16 protein-coding genes are annotated in these 20,543 nt (G+C 41.3%); 9 read left to right on the forward strand and 7 right to left on the reverse strand.

Annotated features, from left to right (window positions below; genetic code table 11):
* Nucleotides 1–36 precede the first annotated feature (36 nt).
* From BVC89_RS27725 to BVC89_RS27740, 4 genes are all read right to left on the reverse strand, one after another.
* A complete protein-coding gene (locus tag BVC89_RS27725; RefSeq protein WP_086934327.1) occupies nucleotides 37–402 on the reverse strand; it encodes an EamA family transporter in 366 nt (121 codons plus the stop codon).
* A 15-nt stretch (nucleotides 403–417) separates the two neighbouring features.
* The gene (locus tag BVC89_RS27730) at nucleotides 418–1,881 is read right to left on the reverse strand and encodes a UbiA family prenyltransferase (protein WP_086934328.1); all 1,464 of its coding nucleotides are present in this window, start codon (nucleotides 1,879–1,881) and stop codon (nucleotides 418–420) included.
* A gap of 29 nt (nucleotides 1,882–1,910) precedes the next feature.
* Nucleotides 1,911–3,206 carry a glycosyltransferase family 4 protein gene (locus BVC89_RS27735; RefSeq protein WP_158658164.1) on the reverse strand — a complete coding sequence of 432 codons (1,296 nt, stop codon included), beginning with the start codon at nucleotides 3,204–3,206 and terminating at the stop codon, nucleotides 1,911–1,913.
* A gap of 257 nt (nucleotides 3,207–3,463) precedes the next feature.
* The gene (locus BVC89_RS27740) at nucleotides 3,464–4,594 is read right to left on the reverse strand and encodes a DegT/DnrJ/EryC1/StrS family aminotransferase (RefSeq protein ID WP_158658165.1); all 1,131 of its coding nucleotides are present in this window, start codon (nucleotides 4,592–4,594) and stop codon (nucleotides 3,464–3,466) included.
* A gap of 439 nt (nucleotides 4,595–5,033) precedes the next feature.
* Between BVC89_RS27740 and BVC89_RS27745 the strand changes: the two genes are divergently transcribed.
* The 3 genes from BVC89_RS27745 to BVC89_RS27755 are packed head-to-tail and all read left to right on the forward strand — an operon-like array spanning nucleotide 5,034 to nucleotide 7,839.
* On the forward strand, nucleotides 5,034–5,633 hold the full coding sequence (locus BVC89_RS27745; protein ID WP_086934331.1) for a hypothetical protein: 600 nt from the start codon (nucleotides 5,034–5,036) through the stop codon (nucleotides 5,631–5,633).
* A gap of 32 nt (nucleotides 5,634–5,665) precedes the next feature.
* Nucleotides 5,666–6,847, forward strand: a complete 1,182-nt coding sequence (locus BVC89_RS27750) for a glycosyltransferase family 2 protein (RefSeq protein ID WP_086934332.1) — start codon at nucleotides 5,666–5,668, stop codon at nucleotides 6,845–6,847.
* A gap of 26 nt (nucleotides 6,848–6,873) precedes the next feature.
* Nucleotides 6,874–7,839 carry a glycosyltransferase family 2 protein gene (locus BVC89_RS27755; RefSeq protein WP_086934333.1) on the forward strand — a complete coding sequence of 322 codons (966 nt, stop codon included), beginning with the start codon at nucleotides 6,874–6,876 and terminating at the stop codon, nucleotides 7,837–7,839.
* A gap of 10 nt (nucleotides 7,840–7,849) precedes the next feature.
* On the opposite strand, the gene BVC89_RS27760 is transcribed toward BVC89_RS27755, so the two are convergent.
* A complete protein-coding gene (locus BVC89_RS27760) occupies nucleotides 7,850–8,908 on the reverse strand; it encodes a glycosyltransferase (protein ID WP_086934334.1) in 1,059 nt (352 codons plus the stop codon).
* A 233-nt stretch (nucleotides 8,909–9,141) separates the two neighbouring features.
* Here BVC89_RS27760 and BVC89_RS27765 point away from each other — a divergent pair, with 233 nt between their 5' ends.
* The 3 genes from BVC89_RS27765 to BVC89_RS27775 all read left to right on the forward strand — a co-directional run bounded on the left by BVC89_RS27765 (nucleotide 9,142) and on the right by BVC89_RS27775 (nucleotide 14,090).
* The gene (locus tag BVC89_RS27765) at nucleotides 9,142–10,314 is read left to right on the forward strand and encodes a glycosyltransferase family 4 protein (RefSeq protein WP_086934335.1); all 1,173 of its coding nucleotides are present in this window, start codon (nucleotides 9,142–9,144) and stop codon (nucleotides 10,312–10,314) included.
* A gap of 117 nt (nucleotides 10,315–10,431) precedes the next feature.
* Nucleotides 10,432–12,471 carry an acyltransferase family protein gene (locus BVC89_RS27770; RefSeq protein WP_158658166.1) on the forward strand — a complete coding sequence of 680 codons (2,040 nt, stop codon included), beginning with the start codon at nucleotides 10,432–10,434 and terminating at the stop codon, nucleotides 12,469–12,471.
* Entirely contained in the window at nucleotides 12,468–14,090 is a 1,623-nt protein-coding gene (locus tag BVC89_RS27775; protein WP_086934337.1) for an FAD-dependent oxidoreductase, read from the forward strand. Before BVC89_RS27770 ends, BVC89_RS27775 begins: the two co-directional genes overlap by 4 nt.
* A 32-nt stretch (nucleotides 14,091–14,122) precedes the next feature.
* On the opposite strand, the gene BVC89_RS27780 is transcribed toward BVC89_RS27775, so the two are convergent.
* Nucleotides 14,123–14,860, reverse strand: a complete 738-nt coding sequence (locus BVC89_RS27780; protein WP_086934338.1) for an SDR family oxidoreductase — start codon at nucleotides 14,858–14,860, stop codon at nucleotides 14,123–14,125.
* Nucleotides 14,861–15,346: 486 nt separating this feature from the next.
* Nucleotides 15,347–15,880, reverse strand: a complete 534-nt coding sequence (locus BVC89_RS27785) for a hypothetical protein (protein ID WP_173780744.1) — start codon at nucleotides 15,878–15,880, stop codon at nucleotides 15,347–15,349.
* A gap of 19 nt (nucleotides 15,881–15,899) precedes the next feature.
* On the opposite strand from BVC89_RS27785, the gene BVC89_RS27790 reads away from it, so the two are divergent.
* The 3 genes from BVC89_RS27790 to BVC89_RS27800 all read left to right on the forward strand — a co-directional run bounded on the left by BVC89_RS27790 (nucleotide 15,900) and on the right by BVC89_RS27800 (nucleotide 20,476).
* Nucleotides 15,900–17,882 carry a PQQ-dependent sugar dehydrogenase gene (locus tag BVC89_RS27790; protein ID WP_086934339.1) on the forward strand — a complete coding sequence of 661 codons (1,983 nt, stop codon included), beginning with the start codon at nucleotides 15,900–15,902 and terminating at the stop codon, nucleotides 17,880–17,882.
* A gap of 158 nt (nucleotides 17,883–18,040) precedes the next feature.
* Nucleotides 18,041–19,261 carry a PQQ-dependent sugar dehydrogenase gene (locus BVC89_RS27795; RefSeq protein ID WP_086934340.1) on the forward strand — a complete coding sequence of 407 codons (1,221 nt, stop codon included), beginning with the start codon at nucleotides 18,041–18,043 and terminating at the stop codon, nucleotides 19,259–19,261.
* 12 nt (nucleotides 19,262–19,273) lie between these two features.
* Nucleotides 19,274–20,476: a PQQ-dependent sugar dehydrogenase gene (locus BVC89_RS27800; RefSeq protein ID WP_086934341.1), complete on the forward strand. Its 1,203-nt coding sequence runs from the start codon at nucleotides 19,274–19,276 to the stop codon at nucleotides 20,474–20,476.
* Nucleotides 20,477–20,543: the final 67 nt, after the last annotated feature.

The raw sequence follows: 20,543 nt of genomic DNA on the forward strand, positions 1-20,543 counted from the left end.
CTATCGCCAACACCTAAAACTCTTACTTAATAACTACTAAGATCGCGCCAATAACACTACACCAACAATAATAACTAGCGTCCCAATGAGCCGGTTAATATTAAAGGGTTCGTTGAGAAAGAACACACCCATTAAAAAAACCATAATAAAACTCATACCAACAAATGGATAGGCTAGAGACAAGTCAATTTGTTTTAAAGCAAATAGCCAAAGTACCGTACCAACACCATATAAGAATAGCCCTAAAAAGACAAAGGGAGTGGTAAAAAGAATCCAAGCTTTTAGTATTAATGAGCTTTCTGTAGGGACAACAACACTTGAGACACCATATTTAAAAGATAACTGAGCAAAAGCTGACAGCGTTACACTAATAAATACGATTAAAAAACTATTTAAAGTCATAATAATACTATTTTTTCAGATAAATGTATTTATGTGAATAAATTTAGAAATAATAACGAGGGCTCCTGTAAGGGCGACTGTCACCAAACTTATCCTATCTTTAAGAGCAAAAACAACTGGGTCATCATCGATCTTTTCTCTCTTTGCCCACATCCAAGCACGATATACCCAAAACATAAGAAGAGGACATATTAACCAAAGCACTTGTGGAGAAGCATAACTGGAAGTCACAAAATCACTATTTAGATACATGGATAATGTCAGTACTGCTAAACCACCATTCACAATACCTGTTGTGAGGATAACGTCCATCTCGCTAACATCATAGTTACGCCCATTTAGTTTCCCATTACGTTTGATGCCCGACAATTCGATATAGCGTTTCATATAAGCTAGGCTTAGAAAGAAGAATAATGAGAAATTCAGCAACCAGGGAGATAGACTTGCACCAATAGCAACGCCACCAGCAATAATTCTAATGGTATATAAACAAGTCAAGGTAACAACGTCAATTGTTGATTTATGCTTTAGATAAAAAGAATACAAATTAGTTAGAATAATATAAGTAACAAAAACTAAAGTACTAAAAAAACCTAAGAAAATTGCACTTATTAATAGAGGTATTGCTATAAGAAAAAAACTGACAAAAACACCCTTCACTGGCAATAAGTCACCTGCGGCAAAAGGACGCTTTTTCTTACTGGTGTGCATGCGATCTGCTTCAATGTCGAGTAGGTCATTAATAATGTATATGCCAGATGCACAGAAAGAAAAAACAAAAAAGGTGATTAAAGCAAGTAATAAGAGCGAAGCATCTGTATAGGAATGTGAAAAAATAAGAGGGACAAACACCAAAGCGTTTTTTGCCCACTGATGAGGACGCATTGCCTTTATCAACGCTTTGGATGTTGAAATTTTATTATTTACCTCTATAGAAATGTTTTCAGTGTTTTTTTCTATTTTATTTGCAGGCTTTGGTGGATTTACAAAACCTGATTTATCAGCATCCTTCCAAATAGGAAAATCTGCTGTTGAATCACCTATATACTCAAACCCTTTATCGGAGCTATAAGCTTTTATTGCTTTAAGTTTATTTTCACCCTTAAGGTTACTACCTGGAGTTGATGCAATGACATCATCAAATAACCCGGTATGTTCAGCTACTTTATGAGCAATAATTTCATCCGATGCAGTCGCCAAGATAATTTTTCTACCTGCGGCTTTTTGCTGCTGCAAGTAGTCAATAATTTCTTGATTATAGGGAAGAAGACTTGCGGAAAATTCATTATTTTCTGCAAGAAAGCGCTTAATATGAGAGCGGCCAGAAAAACATAAAGTAAAAATATGTTTTAGTTGGTTGATATTTTTAAAGCTCTGCAACAGCAATTCTTGTGCGATATCACTCTTAACTAGTGTACCGTCCATATCTACGAATACTGGTATTCCAGAAAAATCTTGGGAGACGTCAATGGATGACATTCTTCATGAGTCCTAGTGTTTAAATAAGTTTAAGAGAGAGAGACATCGTCTTGCCAGAAGTCTGGCTTTTGTTGTCTTTGGCCAAGTACCCATTCATATATATCTTTGGTTTTACTAGCCTTCCATTCCCAATTGTAGTATTTCGATGTAAATTTCTTTGCAGCAAAACCTAATTGCCTAGTCTTATCCTTATCATTAACTAAAGACTCAAGTGCTGCAATAAAAGATGAAACAATTTCATCAAAATCTCCCATCGGAACTTTAATACCACAATCATCAGGTACTCGAAAAGAAGGGCCACCGTAGTCAACAACAACGCAAGGGGTCGCAGACATAGAGGCCATAGTCAATACGCCACCACCCTGCTCACGGATGGAAGGAAAAGCAAAAATGTCAGCATTGTACATATGCTCCCTTACTTGATCGACAGGTAAAGTACCAGTTAATTCTACAACATCTTCCAGCCCTAGTTCTTTAACTAATACTTTAAGCCGCTCATATTCCGGCCCGTCACCAACAATAGTTAATTTATGCTGCCTTAATATTTCACTTCTTTCGAAGCAGCGGATTAATACTTCAGGTTGCTTAAATGGCACTAGGCGACCAACAAACAATACTGTAGATTTTTTATCTGTATTTTTGGGCCTATCGGGAAAATCTTTTAAATGAATCCCACCTTCAGAGAATTCAATAATACGTTCGCTGTTTTCAACAGGTATATCACTAACTGTATGAGTATATCCAGCAAGAATTGCTGATGCATACCGGTAGGTCGCTTTATAATAAGGTAAAAACGTATGAAGTTTACGGAGATAATTCATCCACTCTCCTTCTCGCTTCATTTCCCCCTTAAATTGTTCAGGCCATGGTAAACCGCCTAGCACAGGCCCAATAACAAAAGGAACAGGACTCCACTTGGCCATTGGGCTAGGAATTGTTGGCGACATTGGACTTGCTCGGTGCACCAAATCGAAACGCCCGGCTTTTAGATCGTTCTTGAAGTACTTCCACACACAATATTCAAAATATACATTACCTGGATAACTCAAAGCCACCTGTAAGGTCATTGCTTTGTTAGGGTCACCTGTTAAAAATTGAGTAAGCTTATATAAAGGCCTAGCAATAGTTTCAGTATCAAAATAAACAACATCAGCTCCGTCTGGCAAGTAGGATTGGAGATTGGGTTTATTCCTGATGTGAGTCGCAAGGGTAATGTCGGCATGTTCCCGTAAAGCTGTATAATATTCAGCAACTAGAGCGGGTAAAGAATGCCATTGAGGATTACAATCTGTCGCCAGAAATAATACTTTAGGTGTATTTTCCATAATTCTTCTCATTGAGCAATATTTCTCTCGAATAATGCTTTACTCAATTACATCCAATAGTGGGGGTTGATTATATAAAAAATTAGATAAGCAATATATAGAGGGCGCCTCTAATATTACCTAAAGCTTATCAAAGAGATTAGAGCCTGTTAACACTAAGTGCTTACTAGGCGCTAAAGAGTACATCCATTGTATGCAGATATTATTGCAAACAAAGGTCTGTATGCAATAGAGCTTACTTGAGTTTAATCGCAGCTCTAATAGAAGCAGCGATTAATAAGAGATTCCAAAGCATTCCTTATATCTTTGTCAGATAATTTAGCCATATCTCCATGACAAGGGACATTAATAATTCGACTATAAATATCTTTAGCTATCGGAGTATCAGCTAGGGGTCGATAGTAGCGTCCCGTTGGCAAAACCGAGTGTTTAAAATCTTGCAACGGTAGTGGAGCTAAAAATGGAACACTCGCTGGTACACCAGGGTGCTCAACAGCGTTAGCCAGAATATCTAAACCAACATTATCACCAATATCTACAATGCGATTGTATTGTTCTAAGTAATCGTGATCTAGTTTTTGCATTTGCTGCATGCGAGCAAGACTAAAAGCACAAGCGACATCTGAAATTTTACCATTGATAGCTCTTCGGTTTATCTCATGCCCCATAGTGTGACCAAAATTAATAAGACTGCGGAATAACTCTTCGTGTTCAGCAGCAACGATTGCACAGCCACCTTCGCCAAACCCCCAAGGTTTGGTATGGTGAAAGCTAATACATTCATTCGCTCCATGAAGATGAGAACCGAATGCCAATGCAGAATCGACACAAACAATTTTTCCATGAGTGGCTGCATAGCGGTAGTACTCTGTCAGATCCGCTTCTTGGCCAAAAGTATTGGTAACAACAAGACCATCAAAATTTTTGGGATCGAGTTTTTTCAAATCTAACAGTGCATTTTTATCACAGTCTATTATCTCTGCATCCTGCAAAGAGCCTTGGATCGAACTGTAAAAACCAAATGAAGATGTGACCCAGCGTAATTTCTTACCAGCAAGTGTCTCGTGCATATTAATAAGTGCATGCATAGCAGCAGAACCGCTGGCGCACATGACAACTCGCAAGTCGTCATCGAGCAATAACCTTTCAGCTATTTCATTTTCAAGACGTCTGGAGAGTGGGCCGAAATTAGTCCAATGATTTGCTTTTTGGCTTTCTTCAAGGAAAGATGCGACTATGCTCATATCGACTTGTTTATCTTCGACATAGCGAATATTCTCACCATCTGAACGAGTCACAGCACCCGGTATAGCGATACCTTGTGCTACAACACCTTGTTTATCAGTAAATCTATGATCCGTCCCTACTAGCGTCAATTTAGCAGCCATATTGCCCATTCCCCACTACCTGTTCTTTTATAGATGATTTTATTTTTATATAAAACCTAAAAGTTAGAGAGCAACATGCATTCCAATAATTTGATTATAAGCTTCTTTCTACAGCTAATTTATTTAAATGGTGCATATTTCATCAATATTATCGATTAAAACGATGTGTCGTCAAAATTATCCATGTGGATAGCCGCAAAAATAGACGCCAAAAAGGTTCTAACGAGACCTCTCTTTTTATTATTTTAGTTTTAACGTAAAGCATTCCGACACAAGATTATATCGATGTGATTGAATGCCCAGATGTAAATAAATCTCCTACATGGCTATGCAAAATCGCTATATACAAAATTGCAGATACAATTGACCACCATTGTCACCCCCGCTACTATCCCATTTCTGAAAATATGGATATCGATATCAAGGCTACACTTAACATATGCAGGACTTTTTCGAAAAAATAGAATGGTCACCAGGTATAGGCGATCCCACTTTCATGGGGTGGTTTACAGTACTTGCTTATTTTGTTTGCGCCTATAAAAGTTTTTCTGTTGTTAAATTTAGTGATCGCATATTTCATCCGCCGATGGTACGTCAACAACGCTTATGGTTGGTTATTACGTGCGTAATGGTAGCGTTGGGAATAAATAAGCAATTAGACCTACAGTCTTTTTTTACAGCAACTGCGCGTTATATGGCCTTTGAACAAGGTTGGTACGAGAATAGACGAGCCATGCAGGAGCTGTTTATATCAGTTGTTGCCATTACCGGCTTTATTATGATGTTGGCACTCATTGTTCTATACATCAAAGTCATTCGTGTGCATATTTTTGCTATTGTTGGTGTATGCATATTGATAGTTTTTATTCTTTCTAGAGCTACTTCCTTTCACCATGTCGATATTATATTAGGTATGCAGTTTATGGGTATTCACATGAACTGGATACTTGAGTTGTCAGGCTTAGGATTAATTTTTCATAACGCAAGAAAATTACTTTGGCAAAAGCGACCACTAATAGATATTAATCAATTACAATAGCACCAAAGCTTATCAACGGACTTATTCGCTCTATGCTTGATACTATTATTACCATCGCACTGATCATATTAGCATTGCCTGTGAGTATGTTTGTACTCGAGTGTTTACTAGGTTTGTTTAATACACCCGCAGCCAAAGAAGTGCAGTTACCCGATAATTTAAAAAACACACTCTTAATGCCTGCTCATAATGAGGCAGAAATTATCGCCCATACTTTAGAGAATTTAAAAAAGCACATTGGCATTAATGATACATTAGTCGTCATTGCTGACAACTGTCAGGATAATACCGCCGATATCGTACGCCAACATGGTTTTATCGCTCTCGAACGTCATCATGAAACAGAACGTGGAAAAGGCTATGCACTCGCCTATGGCATGGACTATTTGCACCAACAAGATCAACAGCCAGATATCGTGACAATTGTTGATGCTGACTGTCTTTTGGATGCAAACGCTTTGCATTTACTCAAACAGAACGTTCACCAGCGTGGCCGTCCCGTGCAAGCATGCTATTTAATGAAAAGCGGCAGTGTTAACCGTATTGCGGTTAAAGTATCAGAATTTGCCTTTATGGTGAAAAACAAAATCCGCTTACGAGGTTTATCCCGTTTGGGTATGCCTGTTCCACTCACTGGAACAGGAATGGCCTTTCCCTGGGATGCAATAGCCAGTGCAAAGCTTGCTACTGGAGATATAGTAGAAGATATGCGCCTTGGTGTAGAGCTAGCAGAAAATGGTATGGGTGCTACCTATTGTGATGAGGCACTGGTATACAGCTACTTTCCAAGCAGTGAAAAAGCAGAACAGACTCAACGAGAGCGCTGGGAGCATGGCCATTTAAGCACACTCAAACAATTTGCCCCTCGTCTCTTTAAGCGCGCTATTACCAAGCCTAGTATTGAAGCATTAGGCATGATGATGGATTTAATCATTCCTCCCTTATCTTTATTGGTGATGATAATTGCTGCAGCTTGGTTATTAATTTCTGTATTTAGCCTAATGTCTAACAACTGGATTTACTTCAGTACAATAAATATTTATTTAATGTCGCTCTTGGTAACTGTCTTTTTAACATGGTTGCTATATGGCAGATCAATTTTGAGCGCTAAGGAAATGCTTCATATACCTATTTATATTTTTTCCAAAATAGCTATTTATATTGGCTATATTGTGCGCAAGCAAACGAAGTGGATAAGAACAGACAGAAACTAATATGAGCATGCCTTAAGGAGGATCGCGTGAAAATTGCAGTTTCAATATTAAATTACAGAACACCAGAGCTTACAATAGATGCTATAAAAGCTACTATTACTGCACTAGAATACAGAGAAAAAAATGACTGGCGAATTTTGGTGGTAGACAACGACTCTCAAGACGGTAGTGAAGAGCAATTACAAAAGGTTGTCGAAGAAAATAAAAATACAGCAGGATGGCAAAATATCGAAGTTTTGCAAACAGGTCACAATGGCGGTTTCGGTGCTGGGAATAATTATGCAATACAATACGCAAGGGAAAAATTTGCACAATTAGAATATGTCTATGTACTCAACTCTGATGCCTTTCCTGACCAAGATGCAATTAAAGTGCTAATCGACTTTCTAGATCAGAACACTCACTATGGTTTTGCAGGTAGCTATATCTATGGCACAGACGGGACACCACATGAAACAGCCTTCCGTTTTCCAAGCCCTTTAGGTGAGTTCGAAGGCGCTGTTCGTTTTGGGCCGATAAGTAAGTTATTAAAAAAATACCAAGTTCCTCTAGGCTTGCTCAGTACAAGCTGTGACGTTGACTGGCTTGCGGGAGCCAGTATGTTAATGCGGATCAAAACACTAGAAGAAGTTGGTGTTTTTGATGAAACTTTTTTTCTTTACTTTGAAGAGACAGATCTATGCTTGCGTGCTCAACGCAAAGGTTGGCCGGTACGTTATATTCTGGAAAGTAAGGTCGCACATATAGGTTCGGCGTCAACCGGCATGAAAAAATGGGATCGCATTCCCGCTTATTGGCTGGATTCCAGGCGCCACTATTTCAAAAAAAATCATGGCAGCCTCCAATTTGCACTAGCGACATTCCTACGAACTATTGGAAGCACACTCTATAATTTAAGGTGTGTGATAGAGAAAAAAGAGAATACAGAGCCAAGTCGCTTTATTCGAGATATGTTAAAACACGCCTTAGCTTCAACAAGCTCTAAGTCTTAAACTGTCCTTATTATCTCGATTTAAGCGCAATAACTTTTTGCGCCAAATGCAAACCGCAAACTGAAACAAAGAGGTCAACTAAAAAAGCTTTATGACCAAAGCCTTTATTACTTTTTTTTCTGTAAGCCCCTTTAAAAATTAGAGAGATATAACGGCTCAAACGCGTCCAAATAGGATTATCATCATATACATCGCCACGCAGACGATACATGGCTGAACGCTGCTCGGTAAATTGTATGTATTGGTTTAGACGGTCAGAATGCTCACTCATTTTGCCGACAATATTATTTTTAAACGTTTGTGCAATATCGAATAGCTCTTTAGCCTGATCGATATAAATACGTGGTGATTTGCCAAGAAAACCTGAAGTAGTCGCTGTTTTACTGTCAACCAGACCAGCGTCACTTGTTGCCGACTCGTGGCGTCTAAATTTAACAAGTGCATCGTCTAAGCTAACAATGCTGCCATTAAAACCTGCCAAAAATCGAAATTGTGTATCATAATTTTCCGCAATATGCTGTAGAGGCAAAAAGCCTTGACGAAAAATCCACGCAAAATCATGATATATTTTTGCATCAAATAACATCTGATGACCTAAGCCGTAGGTCATTTCAGCACTTGAAGGAAAAATAGTTTTACCAATTTCAATTTCATGTACTTCTGGAATATGATACCCGAGTGCTTCTAGTTTTCCATTGACAACTTCACTGCGATGCATCACCAATTTCACATCTGAGCTGTCGAAATGCTTAACACACTTTTCTAGTTTATCTGCCGCCCAGATATCATCTTGATCACAATAAGCAATTAATTCACCAGAGGTATTTTCGAATGCCTTCGCAAAATTATCGATAATACCTAACTGATTGGTATTACGAATAATCCTTACTTTAAAAGGTGCATTACGAGAAAATGTTTCAATAATATTAAGTGTCTCGTCAGTAGAGTTATCGTCACTGACAACTAACTCGTAAGGTAAGTAGCTTTGCTTAGCAATACTATCTAGTAGCTCTCCCAAATATTTGGCTCCGTTGTAGGTTGCAAGGGCAACTGAGATTTTTTTATCCATAAGTTCCTCTGTTTGAGAGATATTAAACACACATTAGCACACGACAACCAGTATATATGAGTGCAGGTATTACTATATTAAGTCCTATTCAACACAAAGAAAATATTTTAAAACTATCTTTTCATACGACTTGGCTCACCTATTGCAAATCCGTATACTTCTCGACAATTTTAAGGATTTGATTAAAAGCATGCTCAATAGTACAAATCTAGGGTCAACAGGATATTTAAAGTATGCCAAATGAACGCCAATTAAAAATTGCGTATTTATGTGAGACTAGCCCACTTGTCACTTGGGCACACTCAGGTGGAAATACCAGGATATACAACACACTGAAACAACACGCTGGTGATGTTACCATCATAGATAGTGGTTGGGGCGGGTTGGACTTTCTTCGTAAAGCCGTCGAATGTCTGCCTTTGAGTATAAAAATGCGCCTGCGTTTTCGTTTGCACCTTTTTTTGTCACGCTTTATTTCTCGCCATGTCAGCAAGCAGCTGAAAAAGGAAAAATACGATGTTTTGTTTTGCTCATACAGTTTTTTCTGTCTAGCAAACCTTAAGCTGCCCTATCCTCTACTCACTGTTTTTACATCGGACGCAACTTATACAGCATATAAAAACTCCAAGGTCGGGCAGGCCTTCGGATCGTACTTTTCTCTCTCACGATTACTCGACCCTATCATCTTAAAGGCGGAGAAAAAGGTCTACGGAGCAACAGACCTAATGCTCTGGCCATCTAAATGGATCAAAGATAGTGCAGATAAATTGTACAGCCTCAACGATGAGCAATCGCGGCTTGTTCATTGGGGAGCCAATATTAACCCTCCCAAGCCAGAAGAATTAATGCTCGACAATCCTATCGGGGATGAGGTTCGCCTGTTACTGGTCGGCCGCGACTGGTTTCCTAAGGGTGGCCCGGTGGTTTATGAAGTACTGAAAGAACTGATCAAGCGAGGAGTAAATGCTCACCTTACAGTTGTCGGATGTGTGCCTCCCGACTTTCATACCCATGAAAAAATGACCATACACCCCCAACTCGATAAAAATGACCCAGAGCAATACAAAACCTTTACATCCTTGTATAAAACCTCTCACTTCTTTGTAATGCCGTCGTACGAAGCATATGGCTTCGCATTCTGTGAGGCTGGCGCCTATGGTTTGCCGGCACTATGCCTGCAGGTAGGTGGCGTGCCTGTCACCGATGGCGTTAATGGCCACGCACTTGCCGATGGCGCTCAACCCTCTGACTTCGTAGAAAAAATTATGGACTACATGGACTCAGCAGATAAGTACAAAAATCTGCGTACTAGCACCAGGCGCTACTACGAAGAACACCTGCACTGGGATGCTTGGGGTCAAAAAGCCACTGAGCTAATTACCTCAAAATTGGTGACAGCAAGCTAACACCGGTCAATAGTATACTTCAAGGATCAGCACTTATGCTCTTAGCTCACCAAGCGGCTTGTGCTATAGAAATTAGACAAAGTATTCCATTATGAATTTAATTGTAGGATTTTATCTGTGAATTACCGTGCGGATATTGATGGTATCAGAGCGATTGCCGTTTCCATCGTCATTCTGTTTCATTTCAGCGTCCCAGGCTTTAGCGGAGGCTTTATTGGCGTTGATGTATTTTTTGTTTTATCTGGATATTTAATAAGCTCAATTATTTTTTCTCAGCTTGAGAAAGGCAAATTTGAATTTGGTAATTTTTATTTTCGAAGGATAAGACGCCTATTTCCAGTATATATTGTGGTGATGTTAGCAACATTTGCTGTTGCTTACGCATTAATGCTACCCAAGGAATTTCGCGAGTTTGGGCAAAGCCTATTAGCCTCAACAGTGTATGTGTCTAATATCTTATTCTACTTGCAGGCGGGTTATTTCGATACTTCTTCTCATCTCAAGCCACTTTTACACACTTGGTCGCTGTCTGTTGAAGAGCAGTTTTATCTCATTTTTCCTTTTGTCGCTTGGGTAACAGCGAAATTTTCACGCAAGTCTCTCTTTATTTTATTTGCCACACTTACTTTGGCCTCCTTCGCGGCAGCAGCCTATTATATTCATCGCGATAATAGTGCAGTTTTCTACCTCTATCCTTTTAGGGCTTGGGAAATGTTTCTAGGGACTTTACTCGCGACTCAATTTATCCCTCAGCTAAAGTCCAAACTATCGAATGATATTGCTGCGGTATGTGGCTTACTGTTGATCATCATTCCTAACTTTTTTTACGATAGCTCCACATTATTTCCCGGTGTATCAGCACTGGCTCCCTGTTTAGGGACAGTACTATTGCTCTATACAGGCGTCTCTCATTCTGGTTGGGTACAACGCATTTTATCGTCATCACCACCGGTATTTATTGGCAAGCTATCTTATTCCCTCTATTTGTGGCACTGGCCAGTCTACGTGCTTTATACATACGGCAAACCAGAGGGTGCCGACACAATTGATATTTGCATTATGTCCGCCTGTACATTTATAGCCTCTCTACTTTCCTGGAAGTTTGTAGAGACCCCCATACGCAAAGGGCAAGTAGTTTTATTCAATAATAAGGTCAATGTATTTACTAGCACTGCTCTTGTGTCTGTGCTCTTTATGGCAGTGGGCTTTTATATTCACTCCACCTTGGGGATGCCCAATAGACTCGATTCCAAAACCGCAGCTTTTGCTGTAGCCGCCAGTGATCTATTCGGTGACTTTGAAAACTGCGAAGAAAATACCAACAAGACCTTACCTAACATAGGTTTTTGCGCTATTGGCAGTCCTTTTACATCCACTTCTTATACGCTGGTCTGGGGTGATTCTCATGGCGGTGCATACAAACGTGGCTATAAGAGTTTAGTTGAGGGAAAGGATCATAATGTTTTAGTGGCTTGGGATGGTGGCTGCCCTCCTATATACAATTTTAATAAAGATGAGTCCGTTTCCTCCACGGTAGTTGACGAGCAATGTAGCAAACGAAACCAAGCAGTCCGCCGTTTAATTGAAAGAGACTCTCGCATCAATGCTATTGTCATGGTCGGTCGTTGGTCTTATTACATTAATGGTGGTGGTGTAGGTATAGACGCTGAAAACAAAATTACTATCTGGCCAGATGGCGCCGAGCCCGGCTCAGTGGATGATGAAGCAGCCTATTTTGTCGATGCATTCACCAAGACATTAGAGGTTCTGACAAAAGATAAACACAAAGTTTTTGTAGTCGAGCAGCCTCCTGAATTTACCCGCTATCTCGCTCGAACACTGGCAATTAACTTAATGAATGGCAGCGCTGACTTCGAGAAAAACTTAGCCGAGCTGGCTACCCAAGACTACCCATCAGTACTTGCACGGCAGGGAAAAATGCAAACAGCCCTCGACGCTGTGGAGCAGAGAGGTTTAGCGACCATACTAAGAACGCATAAGTACTTTTGTTCTGAGAGCACATGTTCTCTCATGATTAACGATGCCCCTACATACTTTGATAACAATCATGTTTCCTCTCTAGGAGCGGTGCAAATCAAAACCATGTTTTCTCCTGTGGTTGAGTTTTTAGAAGCAGAGGAAAACCGTCAGTTATGATTCAATACATAAGTCCTGATATACATGCGGATGTTCTCTTAAGCCCAGAACAGGCTAGTCAACAAAAATGGGATGTCATTATTGTTGGCGGCGGCATGGGGGGAGGCAGTGCCGCCTATGCTCTGACCCAGCAAGGTCACAATGTATTGCTTGTTGAAAAGGGACAAGCGCGTTTTAGTGGCGAAGGAGGAGGCGTTGAAACCGAGCAACTGAAGCCAGAAGAGTATTTAAACAATGGTCGCTGGCCAAATAAGCTGAAGGCAGAGGTCGACGGTTCTGTAGCTGATATTTGGGCACCTTTGGGCTGTGGTTTGGGTGGCTCATCGTTACTTTATGCTGCTGCCCTACAGCGTTTACGTGCAGAGGATTTTGCTGAACAAGTTCTCCCCGATGGGAGCACTATTAGCTGGCCCTTCAGCTATCCGGAACTTGAACCCTATTATCAAAAGGCAGAAAAAATATTCAAGGTTCTAGGCACTGCCGACCCTCTTGAAGCCAATGCTACTTATGATCTAGGCCCGCCACCCGCTATGTGCGAAAGAGATCAGCATTATTTCCAGCTATTTCAGGAAGCAGGTTTGCACCCTTATCGACTTCACGTAGCAATGGAGTATCAAAAGGGCTGCGGCGAATGTGGTGGCCACATATGTAAACGTCAATGTAAACAGGATTCACTGAATGCCTGTATTATGCCTGCCATTCAAACGGGCAAATTATGCATCATTGAAAAAGCGGAAGTCACCTACCTGGACGCAGATAGTAAAAGAATTACAGGAATTGATGTCGAACATCAAGGAGAAATCTTCCGTATAGAAGCAAAGATAGTTGTATTAGCAGCGGGCGCTTACTTCACCCCCGTTCTTTTGCAAAAATCAACCAGCGAGCTATGGCCTCAAGGCCTCGCAAACTCAAGTGGTTTGGTAGGCAAAAACCTCATGTTTCATGCAAGTGATTTCATTGCCTTTTGGCCAAAACGAAAGTGCTCCCGCACAGGCCCCAATAAAACTATCGCGGTGCGAGATCTTTACATAAGTGAAGGAAAGAAATTAGGCGAGTTTCAGTCCACAGGAATAGCAGCTGATTATGGTGTGGTTATTTATGCATTGCGCTTATTGTTTGATCAAAGCAGGTTAAAAAAGCTTAGCTTTTTACGCGAATTACTAAGAATTCCGGCTTACATAGCGTCCAAGCTCTACGGTGAAGCCACTGTATTTACAACTATTGTGGAAGACTATCCCTACCAGACAAATCAGGTCTTGCTCGATCACACTCACCCCTCGGGAATGCGTTTTCAATATACATTACACGACGAATTAAGACAGCGCGTGAGTACTATGAAAAATAGCATTCGCCAGCGCTTATCCAAACTCTATTCTATTCCCATGAATTTAGGAGTTAGCCTCAACTACGGTCACCCTTGCGGTACCTGCAAGGCGGGCAATGATCCCGCCACTAGTGTTGTGGATAAAAATTGCAAAGCCCATGATTTAGAAAATCTTTATTTTGTCGACAGCTCATTTATGCCCACCAGCGGCGGCTCGAATCCAAGCCTGACAATCGCAGCTAATGCATTGAGAGTTGCCGACGCCATTGATCAGGCTTTGCAAAATAATAAATAGAGATGGCCTCAAGCCTGTTAGCACTAACAGACTTACTTCCAGAACATTAACTTTGCTTTAATTTTCTGTTTTAGAGATTTTGGCGGTTGCCATTCGTGGTTTTGCTCGTAAATACAATTCTTTTTCGAGGCGTGAGGCTGGCTGGCAATGTCCACTGCCCAAGAAGCTGCAACGGCAGGATCCATACCGGTGTATTCACTCATCTGCGTATTTAAATGTCCGGGTATCCATTCGTGAACTTCTATATCCAAATTGTAGTGAGCGATGTCTACTGCAATTGCTTTTGTCAGTGCATGCAATCCACCTTTTGTGCAAGAGTATGCAGCACTTTTTTCAATAGGCCCCAAATCAGCCCAGCTTCCCAAGTTAAAGATACGGCCATATTTCTTGTCAATCATAGACGGCAGCACAGCCTTAACGCAGTTGGCAACACCCCCTAGATTAATGGCAATAGCGGCGGCCCATTGCTCTGCTGATTCTTCGAGAAAATTTATTTTTGGATAGACAGCAGCATTATTAAATAAAATATCTATACGTCCATAAGCACTAATAATTTGCTCAAATACATCGCTCACTTGTGCATAATCAGCAACATCCATTGCATAGCATGCATAGTTTTCTTGCTCAATATTGCGCTTGGTTTCTTCAAGTTTTTCTAGCGATCGCCCTAAGCCGATAACTTGGCTACCCTGCTGACAAAACGCTTTCGCAAGTTCTCGTCCCAAACCACTGCCAGCACCTGTTATTACAATAACCTTGTCTTTAATCATTATTTTCCCCAAGAAAATGAATGTGGGCGAGTATAACCTCCCCAAGCCGACACAAAAGATATTTTTGTAAATTTGACAACATGTTACAAAGTTCCTCTTAAAATTTTGAAGTCCGTGCTTTACACTGCTGCAAATTTTTGGTTATTGCTAACCGCTGTATCTATCGTATCTAACGATTACTATATTTTATTAATAATTCATCTGGCACCTGTAATAGACACGTAAAGAGAGTCTGATTTAAATTAGTTTTAATTCGCGCCAGATAATTTGGACAGAGAGTCTGCAGCTTTTGTGATGGTGCTCAAACCAAAAAAAGTTGACGCATTTACAATTGCACAATTCAGTCATATCGACATTTTCGATAAATATATTTCAGATGGACCGCTTTATGAGATTTGACCGTTTATTAAAAAGCATATTGCTAAGCACGATAATTGTATTAAGTGCATGTGGTGGAGGCGCAGGAGAGCAGGGTTTATTTTCGCCTCAGTCTGGCAACATACCAACACCTACAACGACACCCACAGCAATTACTAATCCAGCGCCAACAACTGCACCAATGCCCAGCGGTTCCCCAACCCCTACTGCCACACCTACAGGAACGCCAACACCCTTTGTCACGCCAATTGTGACTGTAACACCGACACCAATAATAACGCCAACGGCGACCGTAACACCGACACCAACCGCAACTCCTACAGCGACTGTAACGCCAATACCAACCGCGACTCCCACAGCGACTGTAACGCCGACACCAACCGCGACTCCCACAGCGACTGTAACGCCAACACCAACCGCAACTCCTACAGCGACTGTGACGCCAACACCAACCGCAACTCCTACGGCGACTGTAACGCCAACACCAACCGCGACTCCTACGGCGACTGTAACGCCAACACCAACCGCAACTCCTACAGCGACTGTAACGCCAACACCAACAATTACACCGACGCCAGTTAGAGAATTGAATACCTCATGTATAGCGCCTACTCCTTCTACATCAGGAGGTGGTGTTGGCACTCAGCAGGCATTCCCTAATTTGCCAGCCGTTAATGCACCTGTTGCGATGGTGCAACCGGTTAATGATAGTAGTTTCTGGTTTATGCTTGCCCGTAGCGGAGTTGTATATCACTTCGAAAATAATGAGACGACTAATACACGCAGTGTTGTTCTGAATATAAGTTCTCAAGTCTCAACCGTCCTAGAAATGGGGGCTACAGGCATTGCATTTCACCCAGATTATCCGTCAGATAATCGTGTATTCATTATGTATAACGACATTAATAATGGTGGTCGTTCCACGCTATCTTCATTCACGGTCGATACTACAACTAAGCAAATTAGCAACGAGAATGTACTTTTAACTCTGGATCAGCCCGGCAATAACCACAACGGCGGCGACCTTGCTTTTGGCAACGATGGTATGCTTTATAGCGCCTTTGGAGATGGTGGAGATGGGGCTAGTGGCAACCCTGCTTTTTCACAAGACCTAAGCAACCTTCTTGGTACCATGATTCGTATAGATGTTAGTGGTTCTCCATATTCTATTCCCAGTGACAATCCTTTTGTTGGTGGTGCAATCTGTAATAGTTCGGCAGCATCTGTAGGACAAACATGTCCTGAGATATATGCCTATGGTTTCCGTAACCCCTGGCGTTTTAGCGTCGACCAGAGCAACGGCGATATATGGGTAGGTGATGTGGGTGAAGACGCCTGGGAAGAAGTAGATCGCGTAGTTAGTGGCGCAAACTATGGCTGGCCCATTATGGAAGCAAACCAATGCCTTAACGGTGCACCATGTAATACTGCCGGTTTAACACTGCCCATTACACAATATCCTCGCTCTCAGGGGATTTCTGTTGTAGGCGGGTATGTTTATCGGGGAACTCGCTCACCTAGTTTAGTGGGTCAATATATATTCTCAGATGTGTTTGATAGCGGTGTATTGAGTGTGCCCTTTAATGCCTCTGCAGGCACAAACCTTACGAGCTTGTTCTCAAGTGGTCTACGACCATTTGGGTTCGCGCAGGGTAATGATGGTGAAATTTACCTACTAAATGCTGAGCCAGACAACCCAGGAACTAACGTCTATCGTATTGTAGATACCGGCACCACAACTTTTACTATGCCTTCGCTCCTCAGCAATACGGGCTGTTTCGACGTTTTAAATAAAGAATCACCAAGTGGCGTTTTTGATTATTCTGCCAATTCCATTTTATGGTCTGATGGCGCAGCCAAAAGGCGTTCCTTTGCCATTCCCGACGGCACGAATATTGACCTTCAGAGTGATGGCGATTTCATATTTCCGACAGACTCGATTCTGATTAAGCACTTCCTCAACGGCAACAGCTTTATTGAGACACGGCTTTTAGTCAATCATAGTACTGGCTGGCAAGGTTACAGCTATGAATGGAATAACGCACAAACAGACGCAACATTACTAAGTACAGGTAAGGAAGAAAACGTAGGGCCATTTATCCACACGTTCCCTAGCCAAGGTCAATGTAATACCTGCCATACAAATGCAGCGAATAACAGTTTAGGTCTAGAACTTGGCCAGTTAAACCGGGTTGACTCAGACCTCGGCGCTAACATTGTTGACTACTTAAACGCCGCAGGCTATATCACACCAGCATCACAAGTAAGTAGTACAGTTGCTCCTCAGTTCTTTGCTCTAGATGATAATTCCGCGACATTAGAGCAACGAGCACGCAGTTATCTACATAGCAACTGCTCTGGCTGTCATCGCCCTGGCGCGGCGTCAGACTTTATGGACTTACGTTTTTCAACACCGCTGGCGAACACTAACACTTGTGGTATAGCGGCTTCTATTGACGATTTAGGCGTTAGCGGAGCAGAGCGTATTATGCCGGGTAATCCAGATGCATCCGTCATACTTTTGAGAATGGAAACACTTGACGGTACACGTATGCCACCGCTGGCTAGTCTGGTAGTCGATAACGAAGCAACACAATTAATTCGCAACTGGATTGCGACCCTATCGCCATCGGATTGTAATTGACGATCTCTCTCAGCGCTTGTTTGAAACACTATCGGCAAGCGCTGGGAAGATACTCTACTTTTGCAGAGTAAAGCTATAACTCTTGCCTTTTTCTTACTTCAGTTGAAATTCTCTAGATATCCTGCAAAATAGACTATAAAAAACATTTAGGGATTTATATGTTGCGTGCTATTAATTTATTACTTGTTTCAATGAGTGTATTGGCAATAAGTAACTCAGCAGTAGCTCTTTCTAAAAGTAAGGACAGCACTGCCTGTTCGGCTAACCCTATTGAAAATGTGGAACTAGTCCAGGCATATTCACATTTGCCGCCTTTGCCCTCTCCCTTAGATATGATTCAACCGTCCAGTGACAGTAGTTTTTGGCTCGTCGCATCAAGAGATGGACAAATTTTTAGGTTTGAAAATGACCCGATGACGGATCAACTTAGCGTAGTATTAGATATTCGTCATAAAGTAATTAATCACGTTGAAATGGGGCTGACGGGTATGGCGTTTCACCCGGACTACCCAAAAGACAAACGCCTATTTATTACCTATAACGATTCATCTAAGAAAAATCAGTCTACCCTTGCATCTTTTTTAGTTGATGCACAAACAGGGATACTAGACCCTACGAGTGAAGAGGTTATTCTAACGTTGCCTCAAGATGAGTTATTCCACAATGGTGGCAATGTTGTATTTGGCCCAGATAACATGCTTTATGTGGGCTTCGGTGATGGCGGAGCCAAACCTTCTCATGCGCAGAGTAAAAAAAATCTCTACGGGACGCTGATACGCATCGATATCAACCACCAACCCTATAAAGTACCTGACGATAATCCGTTTAATGAAGGGCAGTCTCGCTGCAAAGAAGGTGTTAATAAAACGGTATGCCCTGAAATCTACGCTTATGGATTTCGTAACCCCTGGCGTTTCAGTTTCGATAATAGAACAAATAGACTGTGGCTAAGCGACGTTGGCGAAGCAGAGTTTGAGGAGATTAATATTGTAACTCCAGGCCAGAATTATGGCTGGCCGACAATGGAAGGTAGTGAATGTTTTGATTCTTTCTTCTGTATTAGTTGGGGGTTAATCGATCCCTACAATGGCTATGATTTGCCTACTCCTCAGTCTATCGCTGGTGGTTACGTGTATCGGGGAAAACACGTAAAGCAACTCGAAGGCCACTATATTTATGGTGATATGCTATCGGAAGACTTTTTTGCCCTCGATGCCGCCGCTCCAGCAAATACTCCAGCTGCTCGTATTTTTAATAGTGACTTTCTAGTGGCGAGTATGGCCCAGGGTAACGACGGAGAAATATACTTATTAAACTTTTCGGGCAATTCAAAGGGCGATGGTATTTATAAAATTGCAGCGAAAGAACATTGCCGTTAGGAAAACTTACACATGTTAAATTTGCTTCTCTTTTTTGCCAGAAAGACCCTTCTCCTGTTATGCATTGCTATTAGTTCTAACCTTTTCGCCACAGAATGTAACGAGCCGAAATCAACACTGAAAGTGAGTCTAAGCAATGCTTTTCCTACACTGCCGAGTGTTGCTTCACCTATTGCCATGACACAGCCGAAAAAAGACTCTAGCTTTTGGTTTATGCTCACTCGGGAGGGCGAAATTCTCTCGTTCGAGAATAAAGAAAGTAGCAAAAGCTTCAGCAAGGTATTAGATATTCGCAGTAAAGTGGATATACGTTTGGAAATGGGTTTGACCGGAGCCACATTCCACCCAAACTATCCACAAGATAACCGTCTATTTTTTGTATACAACGATAAAACCCACAAAGGGCGCTCGACGCTAAGTAGTATTGAGATTAACCCAAAAACATTGAAGGCTGAAATTAAAACTGAAAAGGTCTTGTTGACGTTGCCACAACAGCAACCGAATCACAATGGTGGCAATCTCAGCTTCGGGCCAGACAATATGCTTTATGTAGGCTTTGGTGACGGTGGTTATGATATGGCATCATCACAAAGCCTCAACAATTTATATGGCAGTATCCTTCGTATTGATGTCAACACAAGCCCCTATGCAATCCCTAAAGATAATCCTTTTAACAAAGGACAAGATAAATGTGACGCAGGAACATCATTGCAAAAATGCCCTGAAGTATTTGCCTATGGCTTACGCAACCCCTGGCGTTTTAGCTTCGACAAACAAACTGGCGAGCTCTGGGTAGCCGATGTAGGTGAAGATACCTATGAAGAAATAAATCGCGTTGAAGCGGGCAAAAACTATGGCTGGCCATCGATGGAAGGAGATATTTGTTTTGATAATAAACCTTGTAAAAAAGAAAACCTTGCACTGCCAGTAACTCAATATGATTATGAAGGCCCTCAATCTATTGTTGGTGGTTATGTATACCGTGGTGAGAAATTTCCGGCCCTAAAAGGGCATTATATTTTTACCGATACTTTCGGTACAATTTTATATTCCGTAAAAGCTGACGCGAAAAGCGTAACGAAACCAAATACTTTGTTAACCACGGGGCGAAAATCTGTCAGCTTTGCAGAAGGTAATGATGGAGAGATTTATCTTCTAAACTTTGAGGCGGAACGGGGAGACGTTGTGCATTTATTAACAGGTAGTTGTCATTAAAACCGGCTAATTCTTGTTCACTTACATTGGCTTGGGTAAAAACTTCATTACACTAATGCCAAGTATT

This window comes from Agarilytica rhodophyticola, assembly GCF_002157225.2.
Lineage (GTDB): Bacteria > Pseudomonadota > Gammaproteobacteria > Pseudomonadales > Cellvibrionaceae > Agarilytica > Agarilytica rhodophyticola.